The 13,179-nt window shown below is 36.1% G+C and carries 12 protein-coding genes, 1 tRNA gene and 3 pseudogenes; 7 read left to right on the forward strand and 9 right to left on the reverse strand.

Going from position 1 to position 13,179, the window contains the following annotated elements; genetic code table 11:
- From infC to nuoI, 4 genes are all read right to left on the reverse strand, one after another.
- Positions 1 to 519: a translation initiation factor IF-3 gene (gene infC / locus AABM58_RS01350; protein WP_338406086.1), complete on the reverse strand. Its 519-nt coding sequence runs from the start codon at positions 517 to 519 to the stop codon at positions 1 to 3.
- A 12-nt stretch (positions 520 to 531) separates the two neighbouring features.
- Positions 532 to 2,433 (reverse strand): threonine--tRNA ligase, encoded by a 1,902-nt coding sequence (gene thrS / locus AABM58_RS01355; RefSeq protein WP_338406087.1) that lies wholly within the window; start codon positions 2,431 to 2,433, stop codon positions 532 to 534.
- The gene (locus tag AABM58_RS01360) at positions 2,426 to 2,713 is read right to left on the reverse strand and encodes a hypothetical protein (protein ID WP_338406088.1); all 288 of its coding nucleotides are present in this window, start codon (positions 2,711 to 2,713) and stop codon (positions 2,426 to 2,428) included. Before AABM58_RS01360 ends, thrS begins: the two co-directional genes overlap by 8 nt.
- A gap of 115 nt (positions 2,714 to 2,828) precedes the next feature.
- Positions 2,829 to 3,311, reverse strand: coding sequence for an NADH-quinone oxidoreductase subunit NuoI (gene nuoI / locus AABM58_RS01365; RefSeq protein WP_038199316.1), 483 nt, complete (start codon positions 3,309 to 3,311; stop codon positions 2,829 to 2,831).
- 222 nt (positions 3,312 to 3,533) lie between these two features.
- Between nuoI and mnmE the strand changes: the two genes are divergently transcribed.
- The 4 genes from mnmE (at position 3,534) to AABM58_RS01385 (ending at position 6,780) form a co-directional block, all read left to right on the forward strand.
- Entirely contained in the window at positions 3,534 to 4,862 is a 1,329-nt protein-coding gene (mnmE, locus tag AABM58_RS01370) for a tRNA uridine-5-carboxymethylaminomethyl(34) synthesis GTPase MnmE (protein ID WP_338406089.1), read from the forward strand.
- A 47-nt stretch (positions 4,863 to 4,909) separates the two neighbouring features.
- Positions 4,910 to 4,997, forward strand: a tRNA-Ser gene (locus tag AABM58_RS01375).
- Positions 4,998 to 5,167: 170 nt separating this feature from the next.
- Positions 5,168 to 6,184 carry an NAD(P)/FAD-dependent oxidoreductase gene (locus AABM58_RS01380; protein ID WP_338406090.1) on the forward strand — a complete coding sequence of 339 codons (1,017 nt, stop codon included), beginning with the start codon at positions 5,168 to 5,170 and terminating at the stop codon, positions 6,182 to 6,184.
- Between the two features lie 377 nt (positions 6,185 to 6,561).
- On the forward strand, positions 6,562 to 6,780 hold the full coding sequence (locus AABM58_RS01385) for a hypothetical protein (RefSeq protein WP_338406091.1): 219 nt from the start codon (positions 6,562 to 6,564) through the stop codon (positions 6,778 to 6,780).
- 353 nt (positions 6,781 to 7,133) lie between these two features.
- On the opposite strand, the pseudogene AABM58_RS01390 reads toward AABM58_RS01385, so the two are convergent.
- The 4 genes and pseudogenes from AABM58_RS01390 to AABM58_RS01405 form a co-directional block, all read right to left on the reverse strand.
- Positions 7,134 to 7,960, reverse strand: a pseudogene (locus tag AABM58_RS01390) (IS5 family transposase).
- A gap of 29 nt (positions 7,961 to 7,989) precedes the next feature.
- Positions 7,990 to 8,799: a TatD family hydrolase gene (locus tag AABM58_RS01395; RefSeq protein ID WP_338406092.1), complete on the reverse strand. Its 810-nt coding sequence runs from the start codon at positions 8,797 to 8,799 to the stop codon at positions 7,990 to 7,992.
- Complete coding sequence (locus AABM58_RS01400; RefSeq protein ID WP_338406093.1) at positions 8,796 to 9,284, reverse strand: RNA pyrophosphohydrolase; 489 nt, start codon at positions 9,282 to 9,284, stop codon at positions 8,796 to 8,798. The genes AABM58_RS01395 and AABM58_RS01400 overlap by 4 nt, the downstream gene beginning before the upstream one ends.
- Positions 9,277 to 9,894, reverse strand: a complete 618-nt coding sequence (locus tag AABM58_RS01405; RefSeq protein WP_338406094.1) for an AAA family ATPase — start codon at positions 9,892 to 9,894, stop codon at positions 9,277 to 9,279. The genes AABM58_RS01400 and AABM58_RS01405 overlap by 8 nt, the downstream gene beginning before the upstream one ends.
- Positions 9,895 to 10,067: 173 nt before the next feature.
- Here AABM58_RS01405 and rsfS point away from each other — a divergent pair, with 173 nt between their 5' ends.
- The 3 genes and pseudogenes from rsfS to AABM58_RS01420 form a co-directional block, all read left to right on the forward strand.
- A complete protein-coding gene (gene rsfS / locus AABM58_RS01410) occupies positions 10,068 to 10,394 on the forward strand; it encodes a ribosome silencing factor (RefSeq protein ID WP_338406871.1) in 327 nt (108 codons plus the stop codon).
- 138 nt (positions 10,395 to 10,532) lie between these two features.
- On the forward strand, positions 10,533 to 11,783 hold the full coding sequence (gene tyrS / locus AABM58_RS01415; protein WP_338406095.1) for a tyrosine--tRNA ligase: 1,251 nt from the start codon (positions 10,533 to 10,535) through the stop codon (positions 11,781 to 11,783).
- Positions 11,784 to 12,058: 275 nt separating this feature from the next.
- A pseudogene (locus AABM58_RS01420) lies at positions 12,059 to 12,307 on the forward strand (phage terminase large subunit); the annotation flags it as partial.
- Positions 12,308 to 12,324: 17 nt separating this feature from the next.
- Here AABM58_RS01420 and AABM58_RS01425 read toward each other — a convergent pair.
- A pseudogene (locus AABM58_RS01425) lies at positions 12,325 to 13,151 on the reverse strand (IS5 family transposase).
- Between the last annotated feature and the right edge of the window lie 28 nt (positions 13,152 to 13,179).

The raw sequence follows: 13,179 nt of genomic DNA on the forward strand, positions 1-13,179 counted from the left end.
CTACTTAGCAACCAGAGCTAAAAAATATTGATTCCCTTCTCTTTTAGGTGCCAATTCTACCTTTGCGATATCTTCAGTGTCTCGAATTAGCCGTTCTAATTTTTCCAGTCCAACTTCAGTGTTTATAAGCTCTCTCCCTCTAAATCTCATTGTGACTTTAATTTTATGTCCGTGGGCAAGTAAGTCTCTTGCTTGACGCAATTTTGTTCCGTAATCGTGATCACCAATATTGGGACCCAGTTTAATTTCTTTTATAGTTAATGTTTTTTGTTTCTTTTTTGCTTCACTTGCTTTCTTTTTTATGTCATACTTTTGTTTACTATAATCCAGAATTTTACATACTGGAGGGGTTGAATCAGGTACAATTTCTACCAAGTCTAAACCAACGCCCTGTGCAAGTTCCAAAGCTCGTTCTATTAGCACGATTCCGACCATTTCACCACTATGATCAACTAAGCGTACCTCCTTAGCTGTGATGAATCCATTAATTCTGTTTTTATTGTTCTTTTTAACTTGCAAACTTTAACTCCCTTAATTCAAATTAATACTTTTTAACAACAATTCAATAGCCTTCTCCAAAGAAAAAGACTCCTGTCTTTCCGATCCTAAATTTCTCACTGACACAGTTTTACTTGTAACTTCATTTTTGCCTACAATCCACAATATAGGAACCTTGTTTAGACTATGCAAACGTATCTTATAACTAATTTTTTCATTGGTCAAATCAGTCTTGACTCTCACACCTTGTTCTTTTAAGACATTGCTGATTTCTGTGGCGTAACCGTCAGCCTCATTTGTAATGGTCAGAATAGCAAGTTGCGTTGGAGCAAGCCAAACTGGAAATTTTCCTGCGTAATTTTCTATCAAAATTCCAATAAAACGCTCAAAAGTCCCAAGAATTGCCCTATGTAACATGACAGGGTGATGCTTGTGCCCATCTGCCCCTATATAAAAAGCTCCCAGACGTTCTGGTAAAATGAAATCAACTTGCAATGTTCCACATTGCCAATTTCTGCCTATTGCATCTTTCAAGACAAACTCTAACTTTGGACCATAAAATGCACCTTCACCAGGGCTCAGTTCATAACTTAAGCCCGCTGCTTGAACGGCTTCAAGCAGCGCTTTTTCAGCTCTATCCCACACTTCATCATCTCCTGCCCTAACATCTGGACGGTCTGAAAATTTCACAGAAATTTCATTGAACCCAAGCTCTGAATATACTTCTTTTAAAAGGTCACAAAACTTTATAGTCTCAGAATTCACTTGTTCTTCCATACAAAAAATGTGTGCATCGTCTTGCGTAAAACCACGCACTCGCATCAGTCCGTGCAATGAGCCTGAGCTTTCATTTCTATGGCATGTGCCAAACTCTGCCATACGTATCGGTAAATCACGATAGCTTCTGGTGTGAGAATTAAAAATCTGCACATGACAAGGACAATTCATGGGTTTTATTGCTAGCTTTTTGCTTTCAGATTCATCAACAATAAACATATTTTCACGAAACTTATCCCAATGTCCAGATTTTTCCCACAGTTCTTTGCTTACTAAAATAGGAGTTTTTACCTCAAAATAGCCATTATTTATTAGCTTCTTTCTGATGTAAGACTCAAGAACATTATATAAAATATATCCTTGTTCATGCCAAAAAACCTGCCCGACAGCTTCCTCTTGGATGTGAAATAAATCCATATCCTTGGCAATTTTGCGGTGATCACGTTTTTCTGCTTCTTTGAGGCACTCAAGGTAAGCGTTTAATTCATCCTTATTTCTCCATGCTGTACCATATATTCGCTGCAACATTGGGCCATTTGCATCACCTCGCCAGTATGCACCCGCTACTTTCATAAGTTTGAACGCTTTAACTCTACCGGTTGATGGTGAGTGCGGACCACGGCATAGGTCTACAAAATCGCCTTGTCTATAAACAGTTAGGTTTTCACCCTCTGGTATGGATGAGATAATATCAACCTTATATTTTTCGCCTATACCACTAAAGAAATCAACTAACTGCTTGCGAGTCCAAACTTCTCGAACAAATCTGTGGTTACTTTTTACAATCTCTTTCATTTTCTTTTCTATTGCGGTAAGATCGTCCGTAGTGAAGGTACGATCTGTAGCAAAATCATAGTAAAAACCGTCCTGAATTGTTGGGCCGATAGTAATCTGAGTATTAGGAAATAGCTCTTTCACTGCCTGCGCCATTATGTGAGCAGCATCATGCCTTATTATATCTAAACCCACTTCGTCACTCAGTTGTATCACCTCTATCTCTGCATCAGCTTCAATTTCACGTGAGAGATCATGCAACTCACCATTTACCTTAAAGGCAATTGCTTCTTTCAAAGCATCCGGTTGTAATATATCAAAGCCAGTGACTTTACCACTGTATTCTTTTACTTTTTGTTCGGTTGAAAAAGTAATCCTAATCATAAATAAACCTATACGGACATGTAGCTTGAAGGCGGTTTGCTTCTTCCAACGGTGTCATCCCAGTGTCACGCACATAGCCATACGAACATTCATTTTCGAAGGTAAATTGCACAGCAAATGGTGTCATTCCAGTGCTTGACACTGGAATCCAGCTTTTTTGTAATTTCATTGAAAATGTTGTATAGTGTGCTTGTTCACAATCAATTTTACTGGATCCCAGTGTCAAGCACTGGGATGACACCTTTGTGTTTGAGGCAAAACAGGCTATAACATTTAACATACTGCCCTCGCAAACAAATGTTCGTACAGTTGTGTATCAGCTACTGGGATGACACCACCCCTAGTGGGCACTGCCCCTAAATCATAATGGATAACAGGGTTATAAGCTCTGAACATTAATAATAAGGCCTATTCTTTTTTAACCTGAGTGCAATTGCGTCTTCCCAAACTTCACCATTACGCAATAACTTTTCTTTATTGTACATTAGCTCCTCTCTTGTTTCAGTAGCAAATTCAAAGTTAGGACCTTCAACAATTGCATCAACTGGACATGCCTCTTGGCAAAGTCCGCAGTATATGCATTTTGTCATATCAATATCATAGCGCGTGGTGCGTCGACTACCGTCTTCTCTTTCCTCTGCTTCAATAACTATTGCTTGAGCAGGGCAGATAACTTCGCATAATTTACAAGCTATGCATCGTTCTTCACCGTTTGGATACCTACGCAACGCATGCTCACCACGAAACCTTGGACTTAAAGGGCCCTTCTCCATAGGATACCTCAAAGTAACCTTTGGCTTAAACATATATTTTAATGTAATAACAAACCCTTTAATTAACTCTACAAAAGACCAGTACCAAGCTAATTTCTTGAGCATAAAATATTTAAAACTTGTGTCAGTCATTATAAATCATATTATCAGTTTTCAAAATAAATATTTTCACCTGGGTGACTTTTACAGCTTTTCTATATAATACATTCACTAGTATGATAGTACTGCATTAATATAAACTAGCAAGATAGATAAAAATTTTGAATATTTTCAAATTAGGTATTTTGGTTTCTTAAGTGTAATATTGCTAAGTAGTTTATATAAATAATGACAAACACAAATGAAACTATTTTTGCTTTATCGACCGTATTTGGTAAGTCAGGAGTTGCAGTAATCAGAATTTCAGGCAACTACGCGCTTAAAGCTTTAAATCATTTTCATATTAAGAAAGAAATTAAACCAAGATTTGCTACTTTAGTTGATCTATATGATGATTCCAATCAATTGATAGATAATGGAATAATCATCTATTTCCCTGCTCCAAACAGTTTCACTGGCGAGAATGTTATAGAGTTACAAGTGCATGGAAGTAAGGCAGTCATAAAAATCATCTTGGAGGAATTATCAAAAATTTTCGTTATGGCCAGGCCTGGAGAATTCTCACTTAGGGCTTTTCTAAATGGTAAATTTGACTTAACTCAAATAGAAGGAATTGCAGACTTAATTGATGCTGAGACGAAAATGCAAGCCAAACAAGCGATTAAGCAGATATCAGGAGAATTGGAGAGACTATACAGCAATTGGAGGCAAAGATTAATAACGATACAATCCAAAATCGAAGCATATATAGACTTTCCAGAGGACATTTGGGCAGAAAAAAGTGAATTGGAAAAAATTAATAATGAAGTGCAATCTCTCGTGCGGTTGATACAAGAGCATTTAAATGATAATAGACGGGGCGAAAGGTTGCGTGAGGGTTTACATATTGTAATAACTGGTGAACCAAATGTCGGTAAATCAACTCTGTTTAATTTCTTAGCCAAGCGTGATATTGCTATTGTTTCTGAATATGCAGGCACAACAAGAGATATACTTGAAGCTCATATTGACATTGGCGGATACCCAATCATTCTCTCTGATACCGCTGGAATTCGTGAAAGTTCAGATCCAATAGAATCAGAAGGTATAAGTCGAGCGAAAAAGAGGTCTTTTGAAGCTGATTTAAGAATAGAACTATTTCCTTTTGAACAACGTTATAATATCAATTGCAACGTTGTAAATAGCGATACTATTTATGTATTGAGCAAAGCTGACGATGTTATCAATAATCACAATATAAAAATTAATGGCATAGATCTTCTACCCATTTCTATTCTAAAGGAAATAGGTACAAACAAATTGATCTCTCTCATAAAAGAGAAGGCAGAGGAAAAATTTGGGCATGATAGAGACACTCCTGTGATTACTCGGCAAAGACATAGGAATCACATGAAGAAAGCACTGGAACATTTACAACGTTTTAATATCGATAATCCAATTGAGTTGATATCTGAAGATTTGAGGCTTGCTGCATTTGAACTTGGTGCGGTGATTGGAATTATTGATGTTGAGGAAATATTGAGTAGTGTGTTTAGCAACTTTTGCGTGGGCAAGTAAAGCTTTTATAGATTGCTTAAAATCAAATGTTGTGATAGAAAAGAAATGGACGGATGGCCGAGCGGTTTAAGGCACCAGTCTTGAAAACTGACGTACGTGATGAGCGTACCATGGGTTCGAATCCCATTCCGTCCGCACTTAGCATCCCGCTATGTTAGCTAATTTTTAGAGCTTATTTGGACTATGTGGCTCGTAATGCTGGAAATCTTATCTAATCTAGCCACATCTTTTAAAAATACATCCCTTTGTAAATTGACCTTGTTAGCAAAGAAAGCTAATATCTATAAATAGATTACCATCTGAATATGAAAACCGATATAGTAATAATAGGTGCAGGGCCTGTTGGAATATTCACTGCTTTTCAAGCGGGAATGCTTGATATGGGATGTCATATAATAGATGTTTTGGATCAAGCAGGAGGACAATGCACAGCTCTTTACCCAGAAAAGCCAATATATGATATACCTGGTTATCCTGTAATTACTGCCCAAAAATTAATTGAGCAACTAATGGAGCAAGCTTCGCCATTTAAGCCTATTTACCATTTAAGTCAAAAAGTAGAAAAGATTTCGAATAACTGTGATCAAAGCTTTATTATCATAACTAATACAGGTACAGAGGTAAAATGCAAAGCCGTTATTGTTGCTGCAGGTAACGGAATGTTTGAACCTAACCGTCCGCCCTTGAATGGTATATTAGAATATGAAAATAAATCTGTATTTTATAGTGTAAATAAAATTTCCGATTTTCAGGACAAAACTATAGTCATTGCAGGGGGAGGTGATTCTGCGGCTGATTGGACCGTAGAACTTTCTAAGGTTGCAAAGAAAATTTATGTGATACATAGAAGAAAGGAATTTCGCTGCACTCCTGAAACTAGAAATAAATTAGAATCACTTGAAATTGATGGAAAAATAGAACTGGTAGTGCCATATCAATTACACGAACTAGCAGGAGGTAATGGGCAATTGAGCGCAGTGATAGTAAAAAACATTGCCTCTAAGGAAGAAAAAGAAATATCCGCTGATTTTTTGCTGCCATTTTTTGGACTATCAATGAATCTTGGTCCAATAAACAATTGGGGTATAGAGTTAGAACATAGCCGCATAGTTGTTGATCCGACTACCTTAAAAACCAGTAGAGATAGAATATATGCAATCGGAGATATAGCTACTTATTCAGGCAAACTAAAGTTAATATTAAGTGGTTTTGCTGAGAGTGCCATGGCTTGTTATGACATATACAAAGTAATCCACAACTCTCCAGTCAATTTTCAATACTCGACTTCAAAGGGAATTCACGGAAAAGAAAAACTTGCTTGACAAACTCCGCCAGCCCCCTTATCATGAAACTGAAGCTATTTATTTATCTTCTCTGTACAGATTAAATGACAAAAAAACTCACGTATCTGGCGTCTCATGTTTAATTTTTTGCACTATGTGCACCTTATGTCTTTATAAAAATTCTACCCACATAAGCTGAAACGCGCTTATAAAGCGTTTAAAACATAAAAAAACGCCAACTTAAAAAATGGATAGTGAATAATTAGCTACCACGGGTTTTCTTTGCCTTTTTTTTCTGCCTAGTAAATTTCTTAAACATTAAAACTAAGGTTAGTTGCACTTAAAAGCAGCTAAATTGCAGTGTTTAAGACTTAAAAAACGCCAATACTGAAAATAGACAATGACTAGGGCTTCTTTTGCCTTTTTTTTCGTTTGGTAAATTTCTTAAATATTTATGGCTAAAGATTGCACGAATGTTGCAATTACAAAAGCGATCTCTACTAGGAGGATGTCATCCCAGTGTCAGCTACTCGGATGACATTATAGGGGGCACTGGGATGACAGAAGAAGGAGGCGCTGCCGTCTTGGATGAAAAGGCTGGATCCCAGTGTCGGAGCACTGGGATGACATCATAGGGGCACTGCCGTCATAAAGGAACCAGTGTCAAGCTACTTGGACGACACCCTGATAATCATCATCCCGCTGCTTGTTAGCGGATGAGATACCGTGACGGTATGACGTAGGACTACTGTCATCCCGCTACGTGTTAGCGGGATCTAGAGATACCGTGACGGTATGACGAGGGAGAACAGTCAATGGCGTCAACTTAAGGACACATTTTAGACTTCTTTGTTGAAATAAAACAGAAACAAAAGTGCTGTTTATTGCACTCTTTGGATAATTTAATGATAAAAAATTTAGAGAGAAATTTTATACACTATCGCTGATATTTTTCCTTAAGTTGACGCCATTAGACTTCTTTCAAAATTCATGTATGGAGCTCAAAATTGTGAATTGCAGCAATCAAATTAAACCTTAAACCAAAACGTTTTCGTCGGTTTCTATACCTGTCCGAGATGATTTTAAACCTTTTCAATAAGCCAATTACGTTTTCAACAATTGCCCTTTGGCTCATAAGTGCCCTGTTCTCTTTTTTTTGTTCTTTGCTTAACGGATTCTTTTTCATTTTCCTGTGCGGTAATACAACATTTTTGTGTATCTTCTGCATTCCCCTGTAGCCGGCATCAGCTAAGATTTTGGTGTCCGGTAATATTGCTACCTTTGATTCTCTAAACATCCGAAAATCGTGTTTTCTACCATTCGAGAAAGATGTGCATATGACTTTTTTACTCTTCTTCTCTGTTACTATTTGTGTTTTTATAGTATGCCTTTTTTTCTTTCCAGAGTAGAAGGGCTTTTGCTTTTTTTTGGTCTCTCTACTGGCGTTTCAGTTCCGTCTATTACTAAAACTTCATATTCTACATCACTCTTTAATAGCTCTTTTTTTCCTGGTAATGCAAAATCTGGATGTTTTATTAATATGTCTTCTACCTATCTTATTATTTTAAAACTGTTACTTTCACTCATGCCATAGCTTTGCCCAATATGAAAATATGTACGATATTCTCTTATATATTCCAGTGCCATAAGTAGCCTGTCTTCTATGCAAAGTTTACTTTTTCTTCCACTTCTAGCTTTTTTTCTTTTATCCTCCACTTCTAGAATTTCTACCATTCGCTCAAATGTTGCTTTTTTTACCCCTGTTAAACGTCGAAACTTTTCTCCTTCTAACTTTTCTATTTCCTTATATTTCATGCTTTCAAATACTTCATCTTACACTCTCTCTAACAATTTTGAAAGAAGTCTATTGGCTGAACGGATACCTTAAGTTTCGTAAACAGCCTAAAAAAGTTGCTTGTGGTTACCTCCGCTACTTGTTCTGGTGACTCATTCCATAACTCTGCCAAACAATCAACAACGTATTTCACCATTGCTGGTTCATTCTTTTTTCCCCTATAAGGCTCAGGTGATAGATATGGTGCATCAGTTTCGACTAAAACACGTTCGCGTGGTACATTTTGTGCAATTTCTCTGAGTAAGCTCGCATTTTTAAAAGTAATAATTCCAGAAAATGAAATATATAACCCTAAATCCATAGATTGATAAGCAAGTTCTTTAGAGGAAGCAAAGCAGTGCATTACTCCACTAAAAGCACCGGCTTTCATTTCTGACCTTAACATATCGATCATCTCATTATCAGCGCTTCTTGTGTGAATAACTAAAGGTAGTCCAGTTATTCTTGACGCTTCTATATGCAATGCAAAACTTTTTTTCTGATTGTCTTTGTTATCAGATTTATAAAAATCTAACCCGGTTTCACCGATACTAATTACTTTTTGGTTCTTGGTAAATTCAACTAATTCATCAACGTGTATACACTCACCGTTTTCTATAGTAGCATCAAGCGGATGTACACCAACAGAGGAGTAGACTTGATCATAAGACGAAGAAATTTTTAATAACTTAGGAACATCATCAATGCTTATGCATATGTTATGCAAAACCTTTACACCATTTTTCTCTGCTCTTGAAATTACTTTTGGTATTTCATCATCGGAAAAATAAATCAAGTGGCAATGAGAATCTACTATCATGAGCTTATTGTTGAGGCTTTTATTATAGAAGAAAACTCTTCTATCACTGTTTTATAAACTTCTTTTTTAAATGATATAGCACTGGCTACTAAACTATCTGTACTTTGCCAACGCCACTCTTTGAACTCTGGATGATCAGTATAGTTAATATTAATATCCTTATCCTCTCCATAAAATTTCATTAAGAACCACCTTTGCTTTTGACCAGAATATCTTCCATTCCAGCATGTTGGTATAACTTCCTCAGGCAAGTTGTAGTATACCCAATCCTTGCTTTTAGTTATAACCTTTACTTTATTAGTGCCAACTTCCTCTAGCAACTCACGTAACGCTGCTTGTTCCAGTTCCTCACCATCATCAACACCTCCTTGTGGCATCTGCCAGTAAGAGTCGCTATCAAAGCGTTTTCCAATGAAGACATGTCCTTGTTCGTTAAATAGCATTATGCCAACACAAGAACGATACTTATCTTTCTGCTCAACCACGAGTACGCTCTGTTTTTAAATGATTTGCTACAGAAGCCCTAATTAATTTTCCATTTTTTTCTTCCTTCATCTCTTCAACAATTTTCTTTGCTACTTCTTTTGCACTTAAATTTGAGTTACTAATTTCAAGTGTACCTTCAGGCATAAATAGCCTTTTCCCTTCAATTTTTTTCATAGCAAAATCCGAATCAATAATTTTATTTTCCCGGCATCTCTCCTCTGAGTGAATACGCCTTGCTAGTTCTTCGTTATTACAGTGTAACACTACAGGAAGAATTTCCATATCCATTTTTTTACTTAAATTTACCACTGAGTTGTATAATCTTTGGTCATAGGAATCACCCTCTATCAATTCATTTGTAAATATATAATGTTTTGATTTTATGTAGTGTTTTTCCAGTATTGCTAGCATATTTTCTCTGGCTGCAAAAATCTTTTCCCACAGATCATCTGGAACTTCAGCATCTTGTAATTTAACAATATCAAATATAATATTATTGAATAGATTATTGCTTACTATCACCGCATCAATGATTTTACACAGTTCCTTTGCAGTAGTAAACTTACCACTACCTGGAAAGCCGATTAAGTAGATGAGAGTCTTGCCCATAATGAATACTAGTAAAAAGCTATTCTCAATCATATATAAAATATATATATTGTACATGCTAAAAACATGATGATAAACAGGTAATACCTTTTTAACGAACAATCGCGTTGAAAATAGTTCATATTTAAAGATTTTGAGTGTATAGTTATGAGCAAATTAAATAATTTAAGATGATGACTAATGTATCCAGTGATACAGAATCAATAAAAAGCACGATTGTCAGTATAATAGATCAAAACAAAGGTCACGATATAGTTACTTTCGATGTGCAGAATAGAACCATTATTGCAAAATATATGATTATCGCGTCTGGTGATTCGAGTCGCCATGTGAAAGCTTTAGCTGAGCACGTAATAAAAAGTCTCAAGCAATATGATAAAATAGATGTAGAAGGTATGGATGAAGGTAATTGGGTGGTTTTAAGTTTTCAAGGCATAATGGTTCACATATTCAGGCCGGAAGTAAGGGAGTATTATAAAATAGAAGAGTTATGGAACTGATTGCCTGGGCCATTCAAGTACAACTGTATAAGTATCGCACCTTTAGGATAGCTCCCCAAGAAAAGGTGTGTCATCCGAGTAGCTGACACTGGGATCCAGAAAACTTTATTATAAACGAGCACACTATACAAGGAGATTATGAAACACAAGTCCGAGTTTTTAAATTTTATCCAAGAAAGAGGGTACCTATACCAATGCACAAACATTGAAGGACTAGATCAGTTATTATTGCAGAGCAATTATATAGTCGCATACATTGGGTTTGATTGCACAGCACCAAGTCTTCATATTGGTCACCTAATGCATATTATGATGTTCCGTCACCTGCAAAAATTTGGTTACAAGCCGATAGTCTTACTTGGAGGTGGCACAACAAAAATTGGTGACCCATCCGGTAAGGATAAAGCAAGAAGCTTCTTATCTATCAAGGATATTAGTGAAAATATATCTAGTATAAAGAAAACATTGGAGAAAATGATATCTTTTGATGATGGAAAGACTGATGCAGTTATAGTAAATAATGCAGATTGGCTAGATAACATAAAATACATAGATTTTTTGCGTGACATAGGAGCACATTTTTCGGTAAATCGTATGCTAAGTTTCGATAGCGTAAAAACTAGGCTAGATAGAGAGCAAACCTTAAGCTTCTTAGAATTTAATTACATGTTATTGCAGGCTTACGATTTTACTGAATTAAACAAAAAGTATGACTGTCGTTTGCAGATAGGGGGATCAGACCAGTGGGGAAATATAGTAAATGGGATTGAACTTGGAAAAAAATTAAACTTGCCTGAGCTGTTTGGCCTTACTACGCCTCTTTTATTAAATGCACAAGGAAAAAAAATGGGCAAAACTGAAAGTAGAGCGATATGGCTCGATGGCAATATGCTAAAACCTTACGATTATTGGCAATATTTTCGCAATGTTGATGATCAAGACGTCGGACGTTTCTTGAGATTGTTCACTGATTTGTCAATTGATGAGATCAAAAAGTTAGAATCCTTAAAAGATCAGGAAATAAATGAAGCAAAAAAAGTTTTGGCAACAGAAGTGACAAAAATATGTCACGGTGACAAAGAAGCAGAACTTGCACAATCTGCTGCAGTCTCTGCTTTTGAAAATGAAGATAGCTCACTACTTCCTGATCACATTATAAAAAAAGAACAAGTTGCAAGTGGCATATTTTTAGTAGACCTCCTGCATGACACTGGTTTTGAACCTTCAAAAGGCGCTGCAAAGCGTTTAATACAGGGCAATGGGTGCAAAGTTAATGATAATATTATAAGTGACATTAACTACATAATAAATCCCGAGAGCTTTAAAGATCAGTCATTCATAAAACTGTCTGCAGGAAAGAAACGCCATGTAAAAGTTGTGGTAGATTAGGTCTCGAAGTAAGAAAACAAATTTTATACAAATGAGAAATTAGATATGGAGCAAATTTTCAAAATTCGAGAATTATGTATAAAACAACTGGAAAGATAGTGGAAAGCGAAATTCTATTATATATAGCTAACCCAAGAAAGGTTTTCCTACGTCATACCGCCACGGCGCTAATGAGTAGCGGAATGACGAATTTGTTGCTTTTCAAATTGTAGAGCCACTTTAGCTATAGATCCAAGTAGTCAAGCTACTCGGATAACATCTTTCAACATTATATCATGAACAAAATAAACTTTCTCAAATTCATTGAGTTATGCTTTCAAACGGTAGTGCCGGGATGTGAGTATAATAATTATCGGTACATAAAAGTCATAGCAGATAGGCTGGAAGCGGCGAGCGCTGGTGAAGTGAAACGAATAATATTCAATATGCCTCCGCGTTCAATGAAATCCATATGCGTAAGTGTTGCGTGGCCCGCATGGATACTGGGAAATCAGCCGACTGCAAGAATAATAGTTGCAAGTTATTAGACTTCTTTCAAAATTCATGTATGGAGCTCAAAATTGTGAATTGCAGCAATCAAATTAAACCTTAAACCAAAACGTTTTCGTCGGTTTCTATACCTGTCCGAGATGATTTTAAACCTTTTCAATAAGCCAATTACGTTTTCAACAATTGCCCTTTGGCTCATAAGTGCCCTGTTCTCTTTTTTTTGTTCTTTGCTTAACGGATTCTTTTTCATTTTCCTGTGCGGTAATACAACATTTTTGTGTATCTTCTGCATTCCCCTGTAGCCGGCATCAGCTAAGATTTTGGTGTCCGGTAATATTGCTACCTTTGATTCTCTAAACATCCGAAAATCGTGTTTTCTACCATTCGAGAAAGATGTGCATATGACTTTTTTACTCTTCTTCTCTGTTACTATTTGTGTTTTTATAGTATGCCTTTTTTTCTTTCCAGAGTAGAAGGGCTTTTGCTTTTTTTTGGTCTCTCTACTGGCGTTTCAGTTCCGTCTATTACTAAAACTTCATATTCTACATCACTCTTTAATAGCTCTTTTTTTCCTGGTAATGCAAAATCTGGATGTTTTATTAATATGTCTTCTACCTATCTTATTATTTTAAAACTGTTACTTTCACTCATGCCATAGCTTTGCCCAATATGAAAATATGTACGATATTCTCTTATATATTCCAGTGCCATAAGTAGCCTGTCTTCTATGCAAAGTTTACTTTTTCTTCCACTTCTAGCTTTTTTTCTTTTATCCTCCACTTCTAGAATTTCTACCATTCGCTCAAATGTTGCTTTTTTTACCCCTGTTAAACGTCGAAACTTTTCTCCTTCTAACTTTTCTATTTCCTTATATTTCATGCTTTCAAATACTTCATCTTACACTCCC

The organism is Wolbachia endosymbiont (group A) of Longitarsus flavicornis, assembly GCF_963931955.1.
Taxonomy (GTDB): domain Bacteria; phylum Pseudomonadota; class Alphaproteobacteria; order Rickettsiales; family Anaplasmataceae; genus Wolbachia.

What these genes read in the sequence shown, in the direction of transcription:
- AABM58_RS01380 (WP_338406090.1), top strand. Translation starts at nt 5,168, where the DNA reads ATGAAAACCGATATAGTAATAATAGGTGCAGGGCCTGTTGGAATATTC.
- rsfS (WP_338406871.1), top strand. Translation starts at nt 10,068, where the DNA reads ATGACTAATGTATCCAGTGATACAGAATCAATAAAAAGCACGATTGTC.
- AABM58_RS01360 (WP_338406088.1), bottom strand. Translation starts at nt 2,713, where the DNA reads ATGTTAAATGTTATAGCCTGTTTTGCCTCAAACACAAAGGTGTCATCC.
- nuoI (WP_038199316.1), bottom strand. Translation starts at nt 3,311, where the DNA reads ATGCTCAAGAAATTAGCTTGGTACTGGTCTTTTGTAGAGTTAATTAAA.
- thrS (WP_338406087.1), bottom strand. Translation starts at nt 2,433, where the DNA reads ATGATTAGGATTACTTTTTCAACCGAACAAAAAGTAAAAGAATACAGT.
- AABM58_RS01405 (WP_338406094.1), bottom strand. Translation starts at nt 9,894, where the DNA reads ATGGGCAAGACTCTCATCTACTTAATCGGCTTTCCAGGTAGTGGTAAG.
- tyrS (WP_338406095.1), top strand. Translation starts at nt 10,533, where the DNA reads ATGAAACACAAGTCCGAGTTTTTAAATTTTATCCAAGAAAGAGGGTAC.
- mnmE (WP_338406089.1), top strand. Translation starts at nt 3,534, where the DNA reads ATGACAAACACAAATGAAACTATTTTTGCTTTATCGACCGTATTTGGT.
- AABM58_RS01395 (WP_338406092.1), bottom strand. Translation starts at nt 8,799, where the DNA reads ATGATAGTAGATTCTCATTGCCACTTGATTTATTTTTCCGATGATGAA.